The sequence below is a fragment of the Rhodobacter sp. NSM genome (assembly GCF_052244495.1).
Classification (GTDB): Bacteria; Pseudomonadota; Alphaproteobacteria; order Rhodobacterales; family Rhodobacteraceae; genus Cereibacter_A.
Map to the genome: position 1 here is coordinate 17,488 of NZ_JBQPXH010000008.1, position 22,480 is coordinate 39,967.

Below are 22,480 nucleotides of genomic sequence, written 5' to 3' on the forward strand. Positions count from 1 at the left end.
GTGCGCCTCGGATGCGGCCTATTCCGGCTCGGCCTGGCGACGCTCCATCATCACGCGGAAGCTGGGGCGTGCCTGGCAGCGGTCGAGCCAGGCCGTGACGGCGGGGAACGGCTCGAGCAGCGGCGCGTGGCCCTGGCCATAGCGCAGCACCTCGGCGAGGTTGAGATCGGCCACGGTGAAGCGGTTGCCCACCAGCCATTCCTGGGACGAGAAATGCCGCTCGAGCCGTGTCAGCGGACGACGCAGCCGCTCGGCCGCGATCGAAAGGGCGGCCTGACCCTCGGCAGTGGCACCGCCGCCCGTCCGCTGGATGAGCTGGATCTCGAGGGCCGACGGCTCCACCGCGGTCGCGGCGAAGAGCGACCAACTCACCATCAGCGCATCCTCGGACGCGTCGAGGGGGCCGAGCAGGCCGCCGTAGCGGCGTGCGATGTGAAGCGTGATGGCGAGCGACTCGGTCAGGACCAGCCCGTCTTCCTCGAGGCAGGGGATCTGGCCCAGCGGATTGATCCGCAGGAAGGCGGCCGAACTGGTGTTGAGCGGCGCCTCCGGCTCGTGCGGCCGGGCCACGCGGTTCGCCTGGATGACCGGCACATGCTCGAACGGCATATTCAGCTCCGCGAGGAGCCAGAGCGGCCGCGAGGCGCGAGAGCGGTAGACGCCGTAGATCTTCAGCATGGACTTCTCCTTCGGTCGCGCGGGAGCCTAGTCGTTCGGCACCGGAGAGGAAAGACCTGCGACCTGTGCGCCCATGAGGGCCAGCCCGTATTGGCGGCCCTTGCCGCGCGTGCGACCCAGCAGGCGCATTCAGGATAAGGCGCCGGGCGGATGGAGGATCTGTCAGGAGAATTCGAGGACGGCGGCCTGATCCGCAGCGCCGGCTCTTCCGAGCTGGTGCATCTGGCCTATGAGCTCGCGCTCGATCCTGAACGGTTGCCCGAGTTCGCGCAGCTCTGGCGTGAGCACCTCGCCCTGGTGCGCTCCGGTCTGAGGGCGTCCTGCGATCCCGACCTGCGAGAGCATCTCCGCCGGGCCTGCCGCATCCTCGACCGTCTGCCCAGGATCCCCGGCGCAGGATCCGAGGCCGTGCTCGCAGGTATCCAGCGGGTGCCGGCTTTCCTCAGCGACGGAATCGTGCGGATCGGGGCCTGCAATCGGGCGGCGGAATCGGCCTTTCGCATCTCGGCCGGGGCGCCGCTTGCGGCTCTTCCCTTCGATGCAGGCGATGTGGTGATGCTGTCCTCGACCATCCGCCGCGTCTCGCGACGCGCGGACACGGCGCGGAACCTGCGGGTCCGATCGGTGCTCAGCGGGGCGACGGTGGTCCTGCGGGTCTGCGTGCCCGACAGCCGCGAGGATCGCGCCCAGGCGCTCGTGCTCGCGACCGAGCCGGTCTGGCCCGAGGCTTTTGGCGAGCTTCTCCACGAGACCTTCGGCCTCACCGGCGCCGAGACCGAAGTCGTCCACGGCCTGACCCTGGGACTGCCGCTGCGCGAGATCGCGGCGCTTCGGGGACGGTCGGTCGAGACGGTCCGGACGCAGATGCGATCGATCCAGCAGAAGACGGAGACCCATTCGCAGCAGGAACTTCTGCGGCTCGTGATGGGGCTGATGGACCTCGCGCTCGCACCTCCCGGCATGGCCGCCGTGCCCTTCGGCGGCCAGTTGCTCGAGGCGCTGGCGCCGCGGTCGCTGACGCTTCCTGACGGTCGGCGGCTGGACTGGATCGAGTTCGGCGCTCCGGACGGCGCGGCTGTCCTTCACCTCCATGGCGAGTTCGGCCTCGCCCGGTGGGCGCCGGACGCCGAACTTGCGGCTCGGGACAGGGGTCTCCGCGTGATCGTGCCGATCCGGGCGGGATATGGCCGCAGCGACCCGTCGCCCGAAGGCATGAGCGTGGCCGAGGCATCCGCGCTCGACATAGCCGCGCTGGCCGAGCATCTCCGCATCGGGCGAGCAGCCGTGCTGGCACTGGGCTGCGATCTTGCCGCGGCGTGCAGGCTCGCGCGGATGCGGCCGGGACTGGTGTCGGGCATCCTCGCCTGTGCCGCCGATCTGCCTGCAGGACCGTCCGCGCACTGGCCGCGCTTCCTCGACGAGACCGCCCGGCTCGAGCCGGAGGCGCTGGCGCTTCTCGTGCAGGCCGCCTTCGTCCTCGCACGCCGTCGGGGCAAGGAGGGGCTTGTCCTGGCTGCCTGCGGCGGCTCGTCCGCCGATCGCCTCGCCCTGCGGCTGGAGGGTATCCGCGAGGCCGTCGTCTTCGGCAGCGACATCTGCGTCGGTCCGGAGGTGTCGGCGCATGCGGCCTTCTTCAGGGGGCGGCTTGAGGCCGGGCGGCCGCTGCCGCCCCATCCGCCGCACGTGCCTGTCCTCTTCCTTCAGGGCGCGCTGGATCCGCTCGCTCCTCCCGCCAACGTGCGAAGCTTCGCTGCCGCCATCCCCGGCGCACAGGTCGAGGTCCTGCGCGGATCCGCCCGGCTGCTGATTTTCGAGCAGTGGGAGACCGTTCTCGACCGGCTTTGCGGCTTCATTGCGCGATGAGGTCCGGGAGGAATGCTTTTACCACAGTTGGAGTATGCGCAAGATTCTGCTCATCTATAAGCAGCGATCTCGCAAGTCTTTAGCAAAAGTTCTCATTCAATCGTATCATTTGTCCCGGCCAGGGGGCGGTGAAATCACCGCCCCCGACTTTTTCCCGGCATCGCCGGGCGGGTAAATGATGCTGATCAAGGTCACGATTTGTTATGCCTTCTAATTCAGGATCAAGCCGGAATCAGGAGGATCTCATGGCCGATGACCACCCCGTCACCGATCTGACGAGCGATGAGATCCGAGGGCCGGCGGATCCGCAGGCAGCCGGTGATGCGTCCTCGTCCGAACCGCTTTCGGCGGAAGAGGTGTCCCCGGCAACGACTACCGCTCCGATAGAAACGCTGCATGGACCGCGGCATTTTCCCGCGGTGGATCCGAGCTCGATCCGGCAGGCTTTCGAGGGCGGACACTATCCCTACCCGCGCCGTCTGGGCCGGGCGGTCTACGAGGCCGAGAAGGCGCGGCTTCAGGCCGAGCTTCTGAAGGTGCAGATCTGGGCGCAGGAAACCGGCCAGAAGTTCGTGATCCTGATGGAAGGCCGGGACGCGGCCGGCAAGGGCGGCACCATCAAGCGCTTCATGGAACATCTCAACCCGCGCTACGCCCGCGTGGTCGCCCTGACCAAGCCCGGCGAGCGCGAGAAGGGTCAATGGTTCTTCCAGCGCTACATCGAGCATCTGCCGACGACGGGCGAGATCGTGTTCTTCGACCGCAGCTGGTACAACCGGGCGGGCGTCGAGCGGGTGATGGGCTTCTGCTCGCCCTCGGAATACCTCGAGTTCATGCGGCAGGCGCCCGAGCTTGAACGGATGCTCGTCCGGTCCGGGATCAGGCTCTACAAATACTGGTTCTCGGTGACGCGCGACGAGCAGCGCACCCGCTTCCTCGCGCGCGAGACCGATCCGCTGAAGCGCTGGAAGCTGTCGCCGATCGACAAGGCGAGCCTCGACAAGTGGGAGGACTATACCGAGGCCAAGGAGGCGATGTTCTTCTACACCGACACCGCCGATGCGCCCTGGACCATCGTCAAGTCGAACGACAAGAAGCGCGCCCGGCTCAACTGCATGAAGCACTTCCTCGCCTCGATCGACTACCCCGGCAAGGACGCCGAGGTGGTCGGCCAGCCCGATCCGCTGATCGTCGGCCGCGCCTCGCAGGTGATCGGCACCTCGGCGAACATCCTCGGCAGCGCCACCCCGCCGGAGTTGCGCAAGCCGCGCCGCGGATGAGCCCTTGCCTTTCGCCCGACGGACCGCAGTATCGGCTCATGTGGGATGAACGCTACAAGGGTGCAGACTATCTCTTCGGCAAGGAGCCGTCCGCCTTTGCGGTCCGGACCGCCCCGATGCTGGCCGCAGGCTCCGAGGTGCTGTGCCTCGGCGATGGCGAGGGGCGGAACTCGGTGCATCTCGCGGCGCTCGGTCACCGTGTGACGGCAATGGACCTGTCGGCCGTGGCGCTGGACAAGGCGCGAAAGCTGGCTGCGGAACGGGGTGCTGCGGTCGACCTGCATCAGGCCGACATCGAACAGTGGGACTGGGACCGACCCTTCGACGCGGTGTTAGGTATCTTCATCCAGTTCGCGCCGCCTGTGCTGCGCCGGAGGATCCACGCGGGCATCGCTCATGCGGTGCGGCCCGGCGGGCTCGTGATGCTGCACGGATATGCGCCGCGGCAGGTGGAGTATGGCACCGGCGGACCGTCGGCGGCCGAGAACATGTACGAGCTTTCCACCCTCGAACAGGATTTCGCCGGATGGGAGGTGCTGCTCGCCCGCGATGAGGACGAGGAGATCGCCGAGGGCCGCGCCCATGTCGGCGTCTCCGCACTGGTGGATTTCGTGGCACGAAAGCCGCTTGCCGCCTGATATCGCGGCGGTCGCTTGATGCGGAACGCCCGTCGGGCTACTGCTGCCGCATGTTCCGCATCATCGACTTCACCGGACACTCAAGGGCAATCCTCGCGCTGGGGCTTCCCCTTGTCGGCAGCCATCTGGCACAGATGTCGCTGCATGTCACGGATACGGTGATGCTCGGATGGTATGGCGTCGAGGAGCTTGCCGCCGTCGTGCTCGGCGCCTCCATCTTCTTCGTGACGTTCATCCTCGGGTCGGGCTTCGCACAGGCCGTGATGCCGATGGTGGCCGAGGCGCTCGGGCGCGGGGACGAGACGCAGGTGCGGCGCGACACGCGCATGGGCCTCTGGCTGTCCATCGGCTTCGGCGCGCTGATCTACCCGCTCTTCTGGTTCTCGGGGCCGGTGCTGATCGCGCTCCGCCAGCAGCCGGAGCTTGCGATGCTGGCGCAGGACTACCTGCGGATCGCAGGGCTCGGCATGGTGCCGGCGCTGCTGATCATGGTGCTGAAGAGCTATCTCTCGGCGCTCGAGCGGACACAGATCGTGCTCTGGGCCACGCTGGCGGCGGTGGCGGTCAATGCCGGGCTGAACTGGGTGCTGATCTTCGGCAATCTCGGCGCGCCCGAGATGGGCGTCGAGGGCGCGGCCGTGGCCTCGGTGGGCGCACAGTTCATGTCGCTGGCCGCACTCGGCCTCTACGCAGCCCTCCTGCCGCCGCTGCGGCGCTTTCACCTCTTCCAGCGCTTCTGGCGGCCGGACTGGCATGCGCTGGCCCGCGTCTTCGCCCTTGGCTGGCCGATCGGCCTGACGGGTCTGGCCGAGGGCGCGATCTTCCAGGCGGCAGCGCTGATGATGGGATGGATCGGCACGGTGCCGCTTGCGGCGCATGGGATCGCACTCGAGGTGACGGCGCTTGCCTTCATGGTCCATGTCGGGATCTCGAACGCCGCGACGATCCGCACCGGGCGCGCCGACGGGGCCGGCGACACGATCCGCCTGCGCGAGGGCGCCAAGGTCGCGATCCTGCTCTCCATCGGCTTCGGCTTCGCGATGGTCGCCCTCTTCCTCGTGGTGCCCGGTCCCATCGTCGCCCTCTTCCTCGACCGGGCCAATCCCGAGTTCGACGAGATCGTGGCCTTCGGCTCGGTCCTGCTCGCGGTCGCCGCGCTGTTCCAGATCGCGGATGCGATGCAGGTCATCGCGCTGGGATTGCTGCGCGGCTTGCGCGACACCCGCGTGCCGATGTGGCTTGCGATCTTCAGCTACTGGATGGTCGGCATCCCGGCGAGCTATGTCCTCGCCTTCCCGTTGGGGCTCGGAGGGCCGGGGCTCTGGCTCGGCCTCGTCGTCGGGCTGACGCTCGCGGCAACGCTTCTGATGACCCGCTTCTGGATGCGCGTGCCGCGGCTGGCCCTCGCCTGACGGCGTCCTGCGGGTCAGCGGGGATTGCTCTGCTTCAGCAGCCGATCCGCCTTGTGCCGCACGAGCACGCTGCGCAGGTCGTGCATCGCGAGGAGCAGCGCCTCGGCCACCTGGTCCACCTGATCGTCCGTGGCGCGCGACTGCACCCATTGCGCCGTAAGGTTCAGGTGATCGACCGTCCGCAGGATGTCGTCGAGTTCGCGCTTCGCCACCAGCGCTGCGCGCTCGGCCATCCAGCGCCCGATCTCGGCGCGGTCGGCCTCGGTAAGCGCCCGCCCGCCCTGCGGCCGGACCTCGCCCGAGCGCAGGTTCACCGTGGCGATCGGCTCGAGCTCGATCCTCTGCTGCCGGTTGCCGGTATCAACGCGGAAGACGGCGGCGCCGTTCTCCCTCACGCGGAAATAATACTCCGGCAACTCGGCGATCATGTTCAGCTCAGTCCGGCGCAGAAGGCCTGAATGCGCGCACAGGCCTCGCGGAGAACCTCGTCCGAGGTGGCATAGCTGACCCGGAAGTTCGGCGAGAGGCCGAAGGCCGCGCCGAAGACCACGGCCACCCCCGTCTCCTCGAGCAGCGCCGAGGCGAAGGCCTCGTCGTCCGTGATCTTCGTGCCGCCTGCCGAGGTCTTGCCGATGCAGCCCGAGATGTCGGGATAGACGTAGAAGGCACCCTCCGGATTGGGGCAGGTGATCCCCTTGGCCTCGTTCAGCATCGAGACGACGAGGTCGCGGCGGCGCTGGAAGGCCTCGCGGTTCGTGGCGAGGAACTCCTGCGGCCCCGACAGCGCCTCGAGCGCCGCATATTGCGCGATCGAACAGGGGTTCGAGGTGGATTGCGACTGGATCGTGCCCATCGCCTTGATCAGCTCCACCGGACCCGCCGCATAGCCGATCCGCCAGCCGGTCATGCAATAGGCCTTGGACACCCCGTTGCAGGTCAGCGTCCGGTCGTAGAGGCCGGGCTCGATCTGAGCGGGCGTGGTGAAGTCGAAGTCGTCGAAGACCAGATGCTCGTACATGTCGTCGGACATGATCCAGACCTGCGGATGGCGCATCAGCACCTCGCAGAGCGCGGCCAGCTCGGCGCGGGTGTAGGCGGCCCCCGTCGGGTTCGAGGGCGAGTTGAAGATGAACCACTTGGTCTTCGGCGTGATCGCCGCCTCGAGTTGTTCGGGCGTGAGCTTGAAGCCCGTCTCCATCCCGGCGGCCACGCTGACCGGCGTGCCGCCCGCGAGCAGCACCATGTCGGGATAACTCACCCAGTAGGGCGCAGGGATGATCACCTCGTCGCCGGGGTTCAGCGTCGCCACGAGTGCATTGTAGAGCACCTGCTTGCCGCCGGTGCCCACCGTCACCTGCGCGGGCGTGTATTTCAGGCCGTTCTCGCGCTCGAACTTCTCGCAGATCGCCCGCTTCAACTCGGGGATGCCATCCACGGCGGTGTATTTGGTCTTCCCCGCATCGATGGCGCGCTTGGCCGCGACCTTGATGTTGTCGGGCGTATCAAAATCGGGCTCGCCCGCGCCGAGGCCGATCACGTCGCGCCCTGCGGCCGCAAGCTCCCGCGCCTTGTTGGTGACCGCGATCGTCTGGGACGGTTTGACGCGGGCAAGCGTGTCGGAGAGGAAGGCCATGCGGGGGATACTCCGGAGGAGGGGCGGCCAAGGTGTGGCCGGTTTGTAACTTTCGGCCACATGTTCTAGGTTCTGCCCCGCAAGCGATCAAGCGGTATCGAGGGAGAGGCACGATGGCGATGGACAACAAGGGTTGGTTCAGCAACGAGACGGCGACGTTCGGGGATCGTCTGGCGGGGGCGCGCGATGCGGCCGGCCTGACGCAGGAAGAGATGGCGCGGCGGCTCGGCGTGCGGCTGAAGACGCTGCAATCGTGGGAGGACGACCTTGCCGAGCCGCGGGCGAACCGGCTGCAGATGATGGCCGGGATGCTGAACGTCAGCCTGCGCTGGCTGCTGACCGGCGAGGGCGACGGCGTCGAGGGTCCGTCCGAGCCCGCCGTGCTGCCCGCCGAGGGGCGCGAGGCGCTGTCAGAGCTGGCCCGGATGCGCACGCAGATGCTTGCACTTGCGCAGGAGATGGGGCAGCTGGAAAAGCGGATGCGGGCGCTCTTGCGCAAGGAGGCGGAATGACCGAGGCAGCCGAAGCGCGGCTCAAGCGCATGTCGATGCGCTCCTGGCGGCGCGGCACCAAGGAGATGGACCTGATCCTCGGGCCGTGGTCGGACGCGCATCTCGCCGGTCTTCCCGAGGATCGCCTGGCGCTCTACGATTCGCTCCTGAACGAGAACGACCAGGATCTGCTGCCGTGGGTCCTCGGCCAGCGGGAGCCCCCGGCGCACCTGTCCGATCTGATCTCCGACATCGGGACCTTCGCGCGGACGCGCCTCGCCCGCTGATCCGCGGGGCCGAAGGAAAATCGCGCGAGTTTACGTTATGTTTGCGGTTTGTGCCGATTCTGTGCCCGTCAAACGGACGGTGGAGAACAGGAATGACGGTTCACGCAGGCATTCTCGATGGGTCGCAGAAGGCCTTTCTGCTCGGCTATCTGGAAAGCCTCTCGCTGGTGGAGCGTCTTCACCGGCTGTTGCTCGACGTGGTGAAGGACGAGTTCGAACGGATCAGCCTGCTCGAGATCAACTCGGTGCAGGCGCTGCTCCTGTTCAATGTTGGTGACAACGAGGTAACCGCGGGCGAGCTCAAGTCCCGCGGTTACTACCAGGGCTCGAACGTCAGCTACAATCTCAAGAAGCTGGTCGAACTCGGCTACATGCATCACCAGCGGTCCGAGATCGATCGCCGCTCGGTGCGTGTGCGGCTGACCGAGAAGGGGCGGAAGGTGCGCGAGATCCTGTCCGAGCTCTTCGCGCGCCACGCTGACGGGCTGGAGCGGCGGAACGTGCTCGGTGTCGAGGGCATGGAGGACCTGAACCAGGCCCTTCGCCGGATGGAGCGGTACTGGACGGAGCAGATCCGCTACATCTACTGACGCGGACAAACGCCGGGACGCCTGCCCCGCCATCGAGGGTCAGGCTTGCGAACCGACCGATGGTCTTGACGGAGGCAGACCAGTTCGGAAAGTCGCATTCGAGGCATTCGAGGCATTCGAGGCATTCGAGGCATTCGAGGCATTCGAGGCATTCGAGGCATTCGAGGCATTCGAGGCATTCGAGGCATTCGAGGCATTTGAGGCATTCGAGGCATTCGAGGCATTCGACCTGCCGCGGCCCGTGTCGGACTGCCTCTGCCCCCGACGCAGACCCTGCATCATCACTGCACGCCAAAGAACGGTCTTGCCCCATCCCTGCGACGGTCCGGCCCGTCACTTCCTGCGCCAGAGCGGCGCCAGGCTGGCCGCGGCGCCTTGAAGCCTGGACAGGAGCCTGAGGGCGGGGCCACCTGCCCGCAGCCTTCCGTCCGCGAGGCGGTCGAGGACGACCTCGGGGGGGCAGGGCAGGGCACTCACCGGATCGAAATAGCGGGGGTAGGAAATCAGCGCCGCATGGACCAACGCTTCGAGGCCCGGACGCGGGAGGGGGTGGCCGTCGGGCGCCCGCCTGCGCCTGTCCGGCACCGGTCCGCGGTCGCGTGTAAGACCCCACCCGGCATAGAAGGGCACCCCGAGGCAGGTGACCGGCTTGCCGCGGATCAGGGCCTCGAAGCCCAGAAGCGAGGTGACCGTCCAGACCTCGTCGCAGGCGTCGATCAGCCGGAGCGGATCCGCCTCTCGCGCCACGACAGCATCGGCAAGATCCTCTGCCCTGACCGCGCCGGGCCTGAGACCGGCCTCGACATCGGGATGCGGCTTGTAGACCAGCACGGCCGAGGGATTGGCTTCGCGTGCGACCCGCAGGAGCGCGCGATTGGTCTTCACCTCGCCTGCGCCGTAGAGGATGGAGGCGTCATCCTCGACCTGACCCGGCACGAGGATGCGATGCCCCCCGGGCAGTGCAGGGACCGCGCCCCCGAGGTTGTACTTGCCGATCCCCGCCGCGACGAGCCGTTCGCGAAGGCGGAGCGCGCGACCGATGCCCCCGGCGGGCAGCGGCGCGAGGATCAGCCGCTCCAGCCGGCTTTCGCGCGAGAAGTCGAAGTGCAGGCCCAGGTCGTCGGCGATCAGGCTGAGCGGCGGCACCAGTTGCGCGCCAAGGCCACGCGAGCGCAGGAATCCATCCTCGACCCGCCGGATCATCGGCGCGGCGAGCCCCTCCGGCTCTCGTCCCCATACCAGGACCGGGCGCCCGTCGGCCGAGGCCCTGCCGGTCGAGCCGGTGAAGGAAAGCGGGCCGGCCTGGCCGAACATCTGGCGCAGCCGGTGCCGCTTCCACAGCCGCATGCCGAGCGCGATGTGGCCGGTCTGGTCCTCGCGGAAGGCGCGGGCCTCGGCTTCCAGCTGGTCCACCGCCTCCTCGAAGCGGCAGAGCCGGTCGCGGCAGGGGTCGTACCAGACCGGCGCGAGGATCATCGCCGCCGCGAAGAGCTGCGCCCGTGTCAGCCGCCGCCTCCGCCGCGGGAAGGGCGAGCGATCGTCGCTCAGGCCCCAGCCGGCATAGAAGGGCTGACCCATCACGACGGGCCGGTGTCCGGCAAGGATCGCCTCGAAGCCGAGCTGCGACGAGACGGTGTAGACCGCCCGCGCCCCCTCGAGCAGACGCCAGGGCGAAACGGGGTCGGAGCAGAGGGTGACGCGGCCCACAGCGTCCTCCGAACCGTAGTGACCCGGTCGGAAGCCCTGCAGCGTCTCGGGATGCAGTTTCACCACCACCTGAGCGCCGGGATGCTCTTCCTGCGCAAGGACGAGCATTTCGCGGAAGGTCGCCTCCGACCCGCGCACGGCCGCATCTCCGCGTGTCTGGTCCACGACCAGAACGTAGCCCGGCGGGGGCAGCGGAGCCGCAGGGTCATGGTCGCTGTATTTCGAGAGATCCAGCTGTTGCAACCGCTCGAGCCCGTCGCGCGCGCGGGACAGAAGGTCGGACCCGTCGAGCGGGTGGGACGAGAGCAGCACCTCGAGGTCCGATGGAACCGAGGGGTCGAAGTGGACACCTCGTCCGATCATCAGGCCGATCGGCTGCGCGCCTGTCCGGCCGGGACGGATCGAGCGGAGGAAGGCGTCCTCGACCCGGACGACGGGCACTTGCCGGGCCTCGGCAATGCGCTCGCCGCGCGCGGCGGTGGGGCTTCGTCCCCATACCACCACGCCGTCGTCGGGGCCGGGCAATCCGAGGCGCAGGTCGTGCCCGGCGAGCGACAGGATCCGCCGCACCCGCTTCTGACGCAGGAAGCCCAGGTTGTAGAAGAAGAGCCGCCGGGGGGAACCGGCGGCTCGGACAAGGTCGGTTGCGGACAAGGCGCGCTCAGTTGCCGACTTTCGACGCCTGATTGGCGGCGGAGGTCGCACCGGTGATCGCGCCGAGCGTTTTCTGCCACTGGACGAAGGGCGCCTCGGTCACATAGACCGTGTCGCCGTCGCGGATCATGAAGTCCCGGGCCTCGAAAAGGCCGGTGGGCCGCGTCAGGTCGAGCATGTAGACCATGCGCTGGTCGCCCACGAGGTCATTCCGCCCCAGCACCGAGTTGGCGATGTCGGCGGGCTCGTCCCGCAGCACGAAGACGCCTTTCGGGTCGGCGAGCTGGGTGTTGAGGCCGCCGACCTGCGCCAGCGCCTCGATGGCCGAGACGTTCTGCGTCTCGAACTGGATGCGGGTCTGCTGCCCGGTGGCGCCGAGGGCCACGAAGGAGCGGTCGTCCTCCTCCACCACGATCACGTCGTTCGGGCGCAGCGCGATGTCGAGCGATGGGTTGTCGTAGAGATCCTGCAGCCAGATCTGGCTGGTGGTGCCGTTGCGGGTGACGCGGATGATCGCGGTTTCCACCGGCACGTTGGTGCCGCCGGCACGGGCGAGCATGGACGAGAGGGTCCGGGTCGGCCGCTCGATCGGGAAGACGCCCTGGCTGCCGACTGCGCCGGAGACGGTGACCGAGGAGCCGTCGCCCGCAAGGCGCTGGACGGAGACCTGCGGATCGGGCGTCTGCGTGTCGAGCTTGCGGGTGATCGCCTGCCGCAGCCCGTCTGGCGTCTGGCCGGCAGCGCGGATGCGCCCGGCATAGGGCACGTAGATATAGCCCTGGCCGTCGACCTGCACCTGGTCGAGGGACGAGACGCGCTGGCCGCTGTTGCCGAGAAGCGGATCGTCCCGGACGTTCTCGAACACCGTGATGCCGAGCGTATCCCCGGCGGCGATGTTGTCGGATCCGATGAGGCCCGCGTTGCGGAAGCTCGAGCTGAAGCCGAAGGCCGGGGTGACAGCGGTCACGCGGCTGACGAAGCGGTTCACCGGCACGACGAAGGCATCGCCCTGCCGCTCGACCGAACCCGCGAAGATCTCGCTCTTGTGGGGGCCGGAGCGCGGGAGGCCGCAGGCTGCAACCGTGGACACGAGAACGAGAAGAGTGAGCGTTCTCGCTCTCCTGACGGTCGAAAGTCTCACTGCCCCCGCTCCTTTTGGAGTTGCCTCATGATTTGCCGCGAAGCTAGCGGAACGCGTGGCGGATTGCCAGTGTCGCCAGACACATGCGTCAGGCCGTGCGCAACTGTTGCCGGTCGGCCTCTTCCTCGGGGATGAGTGCGGCATAGGGATCGAGCGGATCGGTCATCATCCCGCAGATCCGGTCGAGCAGCCTCTTTCGGCCCGGAACGGAGTAGAAGCCGCCCGGCACTTGGGATGTGCGCAGCAGGAAGCGGCGGTAGATGCGGTAGGCGCCCGGCTCCGGTGGGCGGGGCCGGGCGAAGAAGGCGGGAAGCGGCTGGGATGAGACCAGTTCGGGCAGGCCATAGACCGAGGTGCCAAGGGTCCGCACCGGAAGGTCCCGCCAGAGCGCCTGCTGGCCGGCGGTGGAATTGACGGTCACGGCACTTCTGGCGCGCGACAGGAGCCGCGCGAGCTTGCCGCCGCGCACGAAATGCACGCGGCCGGTAAGGCCGTGCAGATGCGCAAGTCTCCGGATCTCGCGCGGGATCGGCGCGCGGCCATCCTCAAGGGGATGGGCCTTCAGGACGAGGTGATGGTCGGGCGGAGCGCCTTCGGCGAAGGCTCGGATGACCTCGGACAGGAAGTCGGCCATCGAGGCATAGGGGCCGTGCGCGGTGAAGCTCGAGTCGTGCTCGAGTTGCAGCAGGACGAGATGGAACGAGAACCGGCCCAGCAGGATGCGCGCGGTTGCAGCCATCCGCTCGAGCCTGTGGATCGGCGAAAGGACGAGGCGCCGCAGGTGCAGCCGGAACTCGCGCGTGACGGTGAGGCTCCGGTGCGGTTGGAAGCGGGGATAGGCGCGCGCGCCCCCTAGCACCAGTGCGTGGTAGATGGCGCCCCACAGGATGTGCTGCACCAGGTCGCCCCATCTGGCGGGCGCCTCGGGCGGCGACTGCTCCTCGGGCTCGAGCGCGTCACGCATCTCGCAGAGGGTGAGCCGCATCAGCCGCGAATGGCCGTTGGATCCGCCGCGCTCGTAGGTGACCCAGTAGGGCCGGAGATATCCCTCCTCGAAGACGTGGACGGTGAGGCCGCGCGCCTTCGCGATCGCGATGGCCTGTGCATGGACCGGGCGCGTGTCGCCGTAGAGCACGATATCGGTGATGCCGCGGCGGGCGAGAATGCCGCAGAACGTTGCGGGCCAGGTGGCGGGTGCATCGCGGAATGGAATGTAGGTCCGGCGGTCGGGCCAGAAGATGCTGTCGCCGAGGTTGAAGCCCACGCGCAGCACATCGGCCCCGGAGGCCGCGAGGCGTCTTCCGAGCTGGTGGAAGAAAGGGCCGTGCGGGCCCTGCAGGAAAAGGAACCGGCGCCGGGCGGGGGGTGCCATCTGGCCTCTCCTGAAAGCGATTCTGCACAATGACGCGGAGGAGGGCGGATGGGAATGCGGACTTTCGCATGGGGCTGCCGCCGTTGCGCGCAAGCCGCGCTCGGCGCGTGCCGCGGTCCGGGGAAAAGCGGGCGGCGGCGGATCCGGAACAGCCGCGGGATGCCAATTCCGTTGCGCGCTGCCTCGGCCGGAGCTAGGCCTTGGGCGAAGGACAAGGAGAGGTCATGTTCACCGGGATCGTCACCGACATCGGCCGCGTGCTGGAACTCGAGCGCAAGGGCGATCTGCGCGCCCGCATCGCAACCGGCTATGACGTGCAAACCATCGACATCGGCGCCTCGATCGCCTGCGACGGCGTCTGTCTCACGGTCGTCGCCACCTGCAGCGAACCGGAAGGCTGGTTCGAGGTCAGCATCTCGGGCGAGACGCTGTCGAAGACCGTGCTGGGTGGCTGGCAGGTGGGACACCGGATCAACCTGGAACGGGCGCTGAAGGTGGGTGACGAGCTCGGCGGTCACATCGTCTCGGGCCATGTGGACGGCGTGGCCGAAGTCGTGCGCACGTCCCCCGAGGGCGACAGCCTGCGCGTGACCTTCCGCGCCCCGGAGGCCCTGGCGCGGTTCATTGCGCCGAAGGGATCCGTCGCCCTGAACGGCGCCTCGCTGACGGTGAACGAGGTCGACGGGGCGGATTTCGGGATCAACTTCATTCCGCACACGCAGGAGGTGACGACCTTCGGCGGCATCGCGCCCGGGCTGCGCGTGAACCTCGAGATAGACACGCTGGCGCGCTATGTCGCTCGTCTGAACGAGTTCGCCTGAGATGGCCGCCGCCGCAGGACTTGGGCACAACGGCGGGCCGACGCTCGAGCCGGGCGGAAGCTGGCGGCGTCACTGCTGGTCGAAGGCCAGGGCAGATCTTCTGCCGACACTGCCGCTCGAAGTGCTTCGCCGCAGGGTGCGCCGGGCGGCGGAGCTCGGGCTGGACTACCGGACCTATGCCTCGGTCCGCGCTTCGACCGGGCACGACGTCGTGGCCTTCCTCTTCTCCTCGAACGCCTTGCGGGTTCTCCCGGGGAAGCTCTTGCCCGACGACAGGGCGGAGAAGCTGGGTCGGTTGGTGGCCGATCGCATCGGTCTGGCGCAGGGCCGGCTTGCGCCCGCGGCGCTGCTGGCCGCGGCCGAGGGCGTGCTCGACGCCGCCCATTCTGCGCCGCGCCCCTTCGATGTCTGGTCCGAACAGCGGCGCGTGATCCGCTCCGCGCTCGGCCGGATTCCGTCGGATCGGGTGATCCTCGTGGGCTGCGGCTGGAACGAGCGCGAGTGGTCGCAGGCGGCGCATCTCGCCGCCTGTCTCGACGTCGACCGCTACATGGCGGCGGGCTGAGGCGCGGCGTCGACGCGCGGGGCGCGGCCCGTCACCAGCCTGCGCACCCCGAACCAGATCGCCAGCGTCATCGCGATGCTTGCATAGCCGTCCACGGCATAGTGCCAGCCGAGATGCACCGATCCGACAAGGATCATGCCGAGGAAGACGACCATCAGCCAGCCGGCCCAGCGACGCCAGGTGAAGGCATAGAGCGTCATCAGCGTGGTGCTGGCGACGTGCATCGAGGGAAAGGCCGAAATGCCCCGCAATCCCTCGCCCGTCTTGTAGCCGGCCCAGAGCAGGTCCTGCACGCGGAGCGCCCAGACGGGGCTCGTCTCGTGAAATTCGCGCAACGCCTGCATCAACGGCTCGAACCGGTCGCCGAGGCCGAGCGCGGTATAATAGCAGGGGCCCGCCGACGAGAACAGGATGGCCAGCAGGTTCCCCCCGAGCCCCCAGACCAGCGGGAAGGACAGCAGGAAGGTGCGTCGGGCAGGAGGGTTGGCCCCGGTAAAGCACCCGGCCATGACCACGAAATAGACGAGCAGAAGCCAGAAGTGATAGGCGCCGTTCAGCACGGTCGTGGCCAGCGGCGTCCCGAGAAGCAGGAGCGTCACGTGATAGGGATCGACGCCGCCGTGGAGCGAGCGGTCGAGGTTGGCGAAGGTCGTGTCCCACGAGAAGGGGATCACGAGCGGTATGATGTTCTTGATGAAGGAAAAGCTGTCGAAGAAGAAGCTCAGCGCCAGCATCGCGACGATGCCCGACCCGATCCGCCGGCCATCAGTCAGGCTGGCGCGCAGGCGGGAGAGGAAGAGGGGAAGCGGTCGCACCCGGGGGCTCTGCTGCGCGATGCGGACCAGCATCCAGACCGCCATCAGGAAAAGGTAGATGGGCATCATGACGGTCAGGATCATCACGAGGTAGCCGCTTGCCCGGATATCGTAGGGCAGCCCATGCGTCGCGGCGAGAAGATGCGCCGCAGCCACGTTCAGGCCGCAGACGAGGATGAGCCACCGGTTTTCATGGAGGGCGTGCCGCAGCGTGCCCAGTGCCTGCCCGGTAAGTCGCATGGGGTTCTCCGCGTTGAACGCCCTTCTTGTCCCTGCGGAATGGGGCAGCTTCGCGGCGAGTGAATGAAAAAAGTCCGGGCATCTGCCATCTGGCGGATGCGGTGCTGGCTCTGGCCTTTCATGCGGTGTCGCGCTATGGGCAGGGCTGATCCCGGAGCGATGCGATGAGCCAGACGAAAACCGAGTATTCCGACGCAATCTCCTCGATCGAGGAGATCATCGACGACGCGCGCAACGGGCGGATGTTCATCCTCGTGGACCACGAGGACCGCGAGAACGAGGGCGACCTCGTGATCCCCGCGCAGATGTGCACGCCGGCGGCGATCAACTTCATGGCGACCCACGGGCGCGGGCTGATCTGTCTTGCGCTGCCTTCGGCGCGCGTCGACCAGCTGGGCCTGCACCTGATGGCGCCCAAGAACTCCTCGCGTCACGAAACCGCCTTCACCATCTCGATCGAGGCGCGCGAGGGCGTGACCACCGGCATTTCGGCCGCCGATCGCGCGCGGACGGTAGCGGTTGCGATCGACCCGACCAAGGGGCAGGCCGACATCGCGACGCCGGGCCACGTCTTTCCGCTGCGCGCCCGCGACGGCGGCGTCCTCGTTCGCGCGGGCCACACCGAGGCCGCGGTGGACGTGAGCCGCCTTGCCGGCCTCAACGCCTCGGGCGTGATCTGCGAGATCATGAACGACGACGGCACGATGGCGCGCCTGCCGGATCTGGTGGCCTTCGCGCAGAGGCACGGGCTGAAGATCGGCACGATCTCGGACCTGATCGCCTACCGCCGCCGGCACGACAACCTCGTGAAGGAGAAGGCGGTCAGGCACGTCACCTCGTGTTACGGCGGCGACTGGCTGATGCGCATCTTCGCCGACGATACGCAGGGCGCCGAGCATGTGATCCTCTCGAAGGGCAACGTCACGGACGGTGAGCCGGTGCTGGTGCGGATGCACGCGCTGAACCCGCTCGAGGACGTGCTGGGCATCGGCCCGGCTCACTCCGGGGACCTGCATGGCGCGATGCGCCTCATCGCGCAGGAGGGCCGCGGTGTCGTTGTCCTGCTCCGCGACATCAACATGAAACTGGCGATGGACGACGAAGCCTCGCCGCAGACGCTGCGCCAGTATGGCCTCGGGGCCCAGATCCTCTCGGCGCTGGGGCTGTCGCGGATCGTGCTCGTCACCAATTCCCTCGCGCCGAAAGTGGTGGGGCTCGAGGCCTATGGCCTCTCCATCGTCGGCACGCACCACATATCCGAGGTCTGACCGATGGCCGGTTCCGAAACCCACTACAGCCTGCCGCTGCCCGCGTTCGACAAGCCCGTGAAGCTGCTGATCGTGGTCGCGCCCTTCTACCGCGACATCGCGGACGACCTGATCGCGGGAGCGAAGGCCACGCTCGAGGCTTGCGGCGCAAGCTGGGAGCTGATCGAGGTGCCCGGCGCGCTCGAGCTGCCGACTGCCATCGCCATGGCCGAGCGGCAGGCCAATTTCGACGGCTACGTGGCGCTCGGCTGCGTGATCCGCGGCGAGACCACGCATTACGAGACCGTCTGCAACGACTCGAGCCGCGGGCTGATGCTTCTCGGCCTGCAGGGCGCCTGCATCGGCAACGGCATCCTCACGGTCGAGAACCGCGAACAGGCCGTGGTCCGTGCCGCGCCCTCGGATCAGGACAAGGGCGGCGGGGCCGCCGCCGCGGCGCTTCATCTGATCGCGCTTTCGCGCCGGTGGTCGGGCCAGCGGAAGGGCATGGGTTTCAAGCCGGTGGACGAGTTCCGCCTTGCCGGGAAGTCCGAGGCATGAGCGTCAAGCCCGACAGGCGGCAGATGAAGTCTGCCTCGCGCCTTTATGCGGTCCAGGCGCTCTTCCAGATGGAAAGCTCGGGCCAGACGGTCGAGCAGGTCGCCCGCGAATTCGAGACGCACCGGTTCGGCGCCGTCTACGAAGGCGACGAGATGGCCGAGGGCGATGCGAAGAGCTTCCGCACCCTCGTCTCGGGCGCCGTGAACCGTCAGGCGGGGATCGACCAGATGACCGACCGGGCGCTGGTCGCCAAATGGCCGATCGCCCGGATCGACCCGGTGATCCGGGCGCTGTTCCGGGCCGCCGGTTCGGAACTGCTCGAGAGCGACACGCCGCCGAAGGTCGTCATCAACGAGTTCGTGGACATCGCCAAGGCCTTTTTCCCGGAGGGACGCGAGCCGAAGTTCGTCAACGCCGTCCTCGACCACATGGCGCGCGAGGCCAAGCCCGACGCCTTCCCGCAGGGCTGACGGAGGCAGCGGACCGCTTGGCCCTGCCCGCCTGCCGCAGGCGGGCGTCAGGCCTCCTGTCGGCGCCGCGCCCGTTCTTCGGCCTTCGGGTGCCGCGGCGGGGAGGCGTCGCCGCAGCTGTCCTTACGGATAGTCGGGGAACAAAGCCTCGCCTCCTCATGTTGCGCCGTTGGATACCGGAGCGGTGAACCCCGATTTCATGGCGGTGGTCAGGATTCGGGCGAAGCAGGACGGACAGGCAAGAATCATGCATGTGATGTGCAGATTCTTGTGGCTTCATCCGTGGCTGGCGGTATCGTGTGCGCAAGGAGTTCAGATCATGCCCCAGCTCGTCCGTCTCTATATCGTCAACGTCCTCATCGGTTTCGCGATCTCCATTGCCTTCGTGGTGGCGCTGGTCGCGCTGGACGTGGCGGGTCTCGGACATCTGGTGCTCGGGACAGACATGGGATGGCTCGGTGGCGTGATGCTGGTGATGTTCAACGGTGTCGTTTTCGCCGGCGTGCAGTTCGCCATCGCCGTCATGCGGATGGCGGATCCCGAGGACAGAACCCCGCCGGGCGGTCGTTTCGTGCGGCCGATGCAGTCGCGGCTTGTTCCCATTCCGGTCACCGTTTCTCCTCATCACAAAAAGCGGCGCTGAGCGTTACTTCAGGCAAAATCTCTGCGGCTCCGGGAGCTTGAGCGCCCGAGCCTTTGGTTTTGGTTCGTGGGTGTGTTGCCAAAGTGCCACGCCCAGTGCGGTGGACCGTGGCCGCAAGAGGAACGTTCGCTACCACCTTCAGTTGTCTCCCCGGCAGCAGATGCCAGCCGCGTGCGCGTGGCCTACCACTTAAAAGGGGAACAAGCATGAATGAGAACATCCGCATCGCCGGCCTGACCGCACTTGCCCTGCTGATCGGCACCACTGCCGTCCATGCGCAAGTCGGCACCCTGACGGGCACCCGGCAGATCGAGGACCGGATCGAGGACGTCGAAGACGACGTGCAGGACGATCTGGAAGAGGCCGAGGATCCCTACCGTTTCGGCAATCCGGAATTCCGTCCGGGATTCTCGGGCAGCGCCTCGCTCGGCTATAGCGGCACCGACGGCAACACCGAAGAGCAGAACCTGACCATTGGCGCCCGTCTGCGTCACGCGCAGGGCCCGTTCGTCCAGAACCTCGGCGTCGTTCTGGACTATTCCGAGACCGACGGTGACTCGGACCAGGAAGACATCTTCATGGTCTACGAGGGCAACTACTACTTCAACGAAAGCTTCTATGCCTTCGTCCTGGGCCGCGCCGAATTCAACGGCCTGGCCGATGACCCCGATGCCTCGGGCGAACTTGCGGGCGTGCCGCTGGCAGACCGCGTGAAGACGGACGGCTTCATCGGCATCGGCCCGGGCTATCGCGTCGTGAACCGGCAGGACATGACCTGGCGCGTCCAGGCGGGCGTGGGTCTGAGCTATCTCGAGTTCGGCGACGACCGCGACGAGACGGAGACGGGCTACATCGCCTCGTCCCGCTTCTACTACCGGTTCAACGAGAACGTGTTCCTGACGAACGACACCGACGTGCTGAACTCGGACGAGGCGCTTCGCGTGAACAACGACTTCGGCGTGAACTTCAAGATGACCGACGCCTTCTCGACGCGGGTCAGCTACCTCACCGACTACAATGAAGCGCGCGAGATCCGGACCGACAACAAGCTCGGCGTGTCGCTGGTCTACGGCTTCTGATCGCCGATCCGGCTGTCGAGCGTCATCTGCGAGGGGCGGGGAAACCCGCCCCTTCTTCACGAGAGGATCGCGTCGCCGTCGAGGAAATCCGTCCCCTCGCGGCGAGCGTGCGACCTGACGTCAGAACCCGATGTATCAGAGGGACTGCCGGACGCGCCTCTGATTGCCCCGATGTCGGGATGAGGACACGTCTGGTCTTGGAAAGCGGCGGGAACCGCGGCAGCCGTGGTGGCGTGCGTTTCCCGAGAGCCTGAGATTCAGGTGGTCGCCAGATACCAGGGCCACGACCCTGGCAGAGCCAGCTCCCTCGGAGATGCTTATCGGCCACTGGAAAAGGACCACACACGAGAGGGGCAGAACCCGCCACCCGTCTAGATAGGCTTCCCAAGCCGGAGCGGCAAGAGTGCACGGAGGCGTTTGCGGTTCTCCGAGCCCAGAACGGGTGGGCACTGTCGCGCCGGGGACGCCTCCTCAGCCCGCATCGGGTGCGAGACTTACCGGCGCGTCGACAGGGTCTCGGCGGTCGATGGGCAAGGGGGCTCGATATTTGGGGTGCTGAAGGGTCGAACGGGTCTCAGGCGGACGCGCGGGGCAGGGGTGCCGCACCCAGTGGCAAAGCAAATGCCGGCAAGCGAGTGTCGTGCCGTCGCGACTGACAAGGCGGCCGGATGGACAAGCGTTCACTTTCCGTTCATGATCGCGCCATGCAGAGCTTGTCCCTTCCCGACTCCACCCTTTTGGCTCTCGCGCCGGGTCAGCGGCTCGCCCGCGGCGTCTGCCGCCACCTGCGCGGGCACGACTTCGTCTCGGTGGTCGAGCTGGTTCCGACCCCCGGCCTGCGCGTCGATGTCATGGCCGTGGGTCCGAAGGGAGAGATCTGGGTCGTCGAGTGCAAGTCCTCGCGCGCCGACTTCATGTCGGACCGCAAGTGGCAGGGCTATCTCGACTGGTGCGACCGCTTCTTCTTCGCCGTCGACGAGGCCTTCCCGGTGGAGCTTCTGCCCGAGGGGACCGGCCTGATGCTGGCGGATGCCTATGATGCCGAGATCCTGCGCATGGGGCCGGAGGGCAAGCTCGCGCCTGCAAGGCGGAAGGCGATCACCCATGGCTTCGCGCGTCATGCCGCCCTGCGACTGCAGGGTCTGCAGGATCCGGGTGCGCTGCCGCTCTGACCTAGCGGCGTTTCTTGGGATCGGCGCCCCGCGAATCGCCCTGTCCGGCCATCGCCCGTGCGCGCTCGGCCGCGGCCCGCAGTTCCTCGGCAATCTCGTCCGCCTCGTCGGGATCGAAGTCGAGCGGCAGGTCCACGCCGTCGCCCTCGATGTAGATGCGGACCATGCCGACGGAGGTCGGCCCGATCTGCAGGTTCGCCGCGATGTCGCTCTGCTTGTCGATGCCCATCCTGTCCTCCGCCTGCCGGTCGCAAGGGCGTAGCGCCCTTCCGTCGCGCTGGCAAGTCGTCGCCTTGATCGTGGCGCGGCCACGCCCCATGATCGCGTCAGGAGGCTGCGCGCATGCGAGAGGAACCGGAACTGCGCGATCTCGAGATCGGTGATGCGGGCTGGATCATCGCCCGCCACGCCGAGATCTATGCCGCCGAGGCGGGTTTCGACATGAGTTTCGAGGCCCAGGTGGCCGAACTCATGGCCCGGTTCATCCGCACCCGCGATTCTGCCAGAGAACGCGCCTTCATCGCAATGCTCGACGGGCGCCGCGTCGGCAGCCTGATCTGCACCCGGCTGACCGAGGACAGCGCCAAGATCGGCCTCTTCCTCGTCGAACCCGAGATGCGCTGCCAGGGAATCGGGCGACAACTCCTGCTGGCCGCCATGACATTTGCCCGCGACCGCGGCTACCGGAGCATAGGGTTCTGGACGTTCGACGGGCACCGAAACACCGAGGCGCTTTATGTCTCGGCGGGCTTCCGGCTTGTCACATCGCACCCCGCCCATTCCTTCGGGCGCGACGTGATCGAGCAGGAGTGGGAGATCGTGCTGTGACTGCGGAAGCCCCTTGCAATCCGCGTTCCCGGCGTCTAAATGGCCCGCGAGTGCCGGCTTAGCTCAGTTGGTTAGAGCACCAGATTGTGGATCTGGGGGTCCCCCGTTCGAGCCGGGGAGTCGGTACCACTCTTCGCGCTTGTTTTGTTGAGGCCGCGCCCGCAGGTGCCTCCACGCGGGGATCCGAATCCCGATTTTTCGCTACGGTTTCCGCTGGCACGCCCGCGTCAACCCGCCGCAGCCCGGGATTGCGTGGCCGTTTCTGTCTTTGGACCAGCGCGTCCACTTCCCGC

24 protein-coding genes and 1 tRNA gene are annotated in these 22,480 nt (G+C 67.5%); 17 read left to right on the forward strand and 8 right to left on the reverse strand.

Annotated elements, in window-relative coordinates; genetic code table 11:
- Positions 1-18: 18 nt before the first annotated feature.
- Positions 19-678, reverse strand: coding sequence for a glutathione S-transferase family protein (locus ACTVZP_RS15235; protein ID WP_443213018.1), 660 nt, complete (start codon positions 676-678; stop codon positions 19-21).
- 150 nt (positions 679-828) lie between these two features.
- Between ACTVZP_RS15235 and ACTVZP_RS15240 the strand changes: the two genes are divergently transcribed.
- From ACTVZP_RS15240 to ACTVZP_RS15255, 4 genes are all read left to right on the forward strand, one after another.
- Complete coding sequence (locus ACTVZP_RS15240) at positions 829-2,541, forward strand: alpha/beta fold hydrolase (protein ID WP_443213019.1); 1,713 nt, start codon at positions 829-831, stop codon at positions 2,539-2,541.
- Between the two features lie 245 nt (positions 2,542-2,786).
- Positions 2,787-3,821: a polyphosphate kinase 2 gene (gene ppk2, locus ACTVZP_RS15245; RefSeq protein WP_443213020.1), complete on the forward strand. Its 1,035-nt coding sequence runs from the start codon at positions 2,787-2,789 to the stop codon at positions 3,819-3,821.
- On the forward strand, positions 3,818-4,459 hold the full coding sequence (locus tag ACTVZP_RS15250; protein WP_443213021.1) for an SAM-dependent methyltransferase: 642 nt from the start codon (positions 3,818-3,820) through the stop codon (positions 4,457-4,459). The genes ppk2 and ACTVZP_RS15250 overlap by 4 nt, the downstream gene beginning before the upstream one ends.
- A gap of 50 nt (positions 4,460-4,509) precedes the next feature.
- Entirely contained in the window at positions 4,510-5,871 is a 1,362-nt protein-coding gene (locus tag ACTVZP_RS15255; RefSeq protein WP_443213022.1) for an MATE family efflux transporter, read from the forward strand.
- Between the two features lie 14 nt (positions 5,872-5,885).
- Here the strand turns inward: ACTVZP_RS15255 and ACTVZP_RS15260 are convergent, their stop codons facing one another.
- Together ACTVZP_RS15260 and ACTVZP_RS15265 are read right to left on the reverse strand one after the other, a co-directional pair.
- A complete protein-coding gene (locus ACTVZP_RS15260; RefSeq protein ID WP_443213023.1) occupies positions 5,886-6,299 on the reverse strand; it encodes a hypothetical protein in 414 nt (137 codons plus the stop codon).
- 2 nt (positions 6,300-6,301) lie between these two features.
- Complete coding sequence (locus ACTVZP_RS15265) at positions 6,302-7,504, reverse strand: pyridoxal phosphate-dependent aminotransferase (RefSeq protein ID WP_443213024.1); 1,203 nt, start codon at positions 7,502-7,504, stop codon at positions 6,302-6,304.
- A gap of 113 nt (positions 7,505-7,617) precedes the next feature.
- On the opposite strand from ACTVZP_RS15265, the gene ACTVZP_RS15270 reads away from it, so the two are divergent.
- From ACTVZP_RS15270 to ACTVZP_RS15280, 3 genes are all read left to right on the forward strand, one after another.
- Positions 7,618-8,016 carry a helix-turn-helix domain-containing protein gene (locus ACTVZP_RS15270; RefSeq protein ID WP_443213025.1) on the forward strand — a complete coding sequence of 133 codons (399 nt, stop codon included), beginning with the start codon at positions 7,618-7,620 and terminating at the stop codon, positions 8,014-8,016.
- Positions 8,013-8,282, forward strand: a complete 270-nt coding sequence (locus tag ACTVZP_RS15275) for an FAD assembly factor SdhE (protein WP_443213026.1) — start codon at positions 8,013-8,015, stop codon at positions 8,280-8,282. The genes ACTVZP_RS15270 and ACTVZP_RS15275 overlap by 4 nt, the downstream gene beginning before the upstream one ends.
- Positions 8,283-8,374: 92 nt before the next feature.
- Entirely contained in the window at positions 8,375-8,872 is a 498-nt protein-coding gene (locus tag ACTVZP_RS15280; RefSeq protein ID WP_443213027.1) for a MarR family winged helix-turn-helix transcriptional regulator, read from the forward strand.
- Between the two features lie 333 nt (positions 8,873-9,205).
- Here ACTVZP_RS15280 and ACTVZP_RS15285 read toward each other — a convergent pair whose 3' ends face one another.
- The 3 genes from ACTVZP_RS15285 to ACTVZP_RS15295 form a co-directional block, all read right to left on the reverse strand.
- On the reverse strand, positions 9,206-11,233 hold the full coding sequence (locus ACTVZP_RS15285) for a capsular polysaccharide biosynthesis protein (RefSeq protein WP_443213028.1): 2,028 nt from the start codon (positions 11,231-11,233) through the stop codon (positions 9,206-9,208).
- A gap of 7 nt (positions 11,234-11,240) precedes the next feature.
- Positions 11,241-12,374, reverse strand: a complete 1,134-nt coding sequence (locus ACTVZP_RS15290) for a polysaccharide biosynthesis/export family protein (RefSeq protein WP_443213029.1) — start codon at positions 12,372-12,374, stop codon at positions 11,241-11,243.
- A gap of 88 nt (positions 12,375-12,462) precedes the next feature.
- Positions 12,463-13,746 (reverse strand): capsule biosynthesis protein, encoded by a 1,284-nt coding sequence (locus ACTVZP_RS15295; RefSeq protein ID WP_443213030.1) that lies wholly within the window; start codon positions 13,744-13,746, stop codon positions 12,463-12,465.
- 224 nt (positions 13,747-13,970) lie between these two features.
- On the opposite strand from ACTVZP_RS15295, the gene ACTVZP_RS15300 reads away from it, so the two are divergent.
- Together ACTVZP_RS15300 and ACTVZP_RS15305 are read left to right on the forward strand one after the other, a co-directional pair.
- Entirely contained in the window at positions 13,971-14,567 is a 597-nt protein-coding gene (locus tag ACTVZP_RS15300) for a riboflavin synthase (protein WP_443213031.1), read from the forward strand.
- A gap of 1 nt (position 14,568) precedes the next feature.
- Positions 14,569-15,132 (forward strand): hypothetical protein, encoded by a 564-nt coding sequence (locus tag ACTVZP_RS15305; protein WP_443213032.1) that lies wholly within the window; start codon positions 14,569-14,571, stop codon positions 15,130-15,132.
- Here the strand turns inward: ACTVZP_RS15305 and ACTVZP_RS15310 are convergent.
- The gene (locus ACTVZP_RS15310) at positions 15,114-16,187 is read right to left on the reverse strand and encodes a phosphatase PAP2 family protein (RefSeq protein WP_443213033.1); all 1,074 of its coding nucleotides are present in this window, start codon (positions 16,185-16,187) and stop codon (positions 15,114-15,116) included. The genes ACTVZP_RS15305 and ACTVZP_RS15310 overlap by 19 nt on opposite strands.
- Before the next feature lie 164 nt (positions 16,188-16,351).
- Here ACTVZP_RS15310 and ribB point away from each other — a divergent pair, with 164 nt between their 5' ends.
- The 6 genes from ribB to ACTVZP_RS15340 all read left to right on the forward strand — a co-directional run bounded on the left by ribB (position 16,352) and on the right by ACTVZP_RS15340 (position 21,359).
- Positions 16,352-17,455 carry a 3,4-dihydroxy-2-butanone-4-phosphate synthase gene (gene ribB / locus ACTVZP_RS15315; protein WP_443213034.1) on the forward strand — a complete coding sequence of 368 codons (1,104 nt, stop codon included), beginning with the start codon at positions 16,352-16,354 and terminating at the stop codon, positions 17,453-17,455.
- Between the two features lie 3 nt (positions 17,456-17,458).
- Complete coding sequence (locus tag ACTVZP_RS15320; RefSeq protein ID WP_443213035.1) at positions 17,459-17,995, forward strand: 6,7-dimethyl-8-ribityllumazine synthase; 537 nt, start codon at positions 17,459-17,461, stop codon at positions 17,993-17,995.
- Positions 17,992-18,465, forward strand: coding sequence for a transcription antitermination factor NusB (gene nusB / locus ACTVZP_RS15325; RefSeq protein ID WP_443213036.1), 474 nt, complete (start codon positions 17,992-17,994; stop codon positions 18,463-18,465). The genes ACTVZP_RS15320 and nusB overlap by 4 nt, the downstream gene beginning before the upstream one ends.
- A 319-nt stretch (positions 18,466-18,784) precedes the next feature.
- Complete coding sequence (locus ACTVZP_RS15330; protein ID WP_443213037.1) at positions 18,785-19,108, forward strand: hypothetical protein; 324 nt, start codon at positions 18,785-18,787, stop codon at positions 19,106-19,108.
- A 206-nt stretch (positions 19,109-19,314) separates the two neighbouring features.
- Positions 19,315-20,187, forward strand: coding sequence for a DUF481 domain-containing protein (locus tag ACTVZP_RS15335; RefSeq protein ID WP_443213038.1), 873 nt, complete (start codon positions 19,315-19,317; stop codon positions 20,185-20,187).
- Between the two features lie 704 nt (positions 20,188-20,891).
- Positions 20,892-21,359: an MmcB family DNA repair protein gene (locus ACTVZP_RS15340; RefSeq protein ID WP_443213039.1), complete on the forward strand. Its 468-nt coding sequence runs from the start codon at positions 20,892-20,894 to the stop codon at positions 21,357-21,359.
- A gap of 1 nt (position 21,360) precedes the next feature.
- Here ACTVZP_RS15340 and ACTVZP_RS15345 read toward each other — a convergent pair whose 3' ends face one another.
- Complete coding sequence (locus ACTVZP_RS15345; protein ID WP_443213040.1) at positions 21,361-21,588, reverse strand: DUF6324 family protein; 228 nt, start codon at positions 21,586-21,588, stop codon at positions 21,361-21,363.
- Positions 21,589-21,701: 113 nt separating this feature from the next.
- On the opposite strand from ACTVZP_RS15345, the gene ACTVZP_RS15350 reads away from it, so the two are divergent.
- On the forward strand, positions 21,702-22,187 hold the full coding sequence (locus tag ACTVZP_RS15350) for a GNAT family N-acetyltransferase (RefSeq protein ID WP_443213041.1): 486 nt from the start codon (positions 21,702-21,704) through the stop codon (positions 22,185-22,187).
- Between the two features lie 52 nt (positions 22,188-22,239).
- Positions 22,240-22,316, forward strand: a tRNA-His gene (locus tag ACTVZP_RS15355).
- The last annotated feature ends 164 nt before the right edge of the window (positions 22,317-22,480 follow it).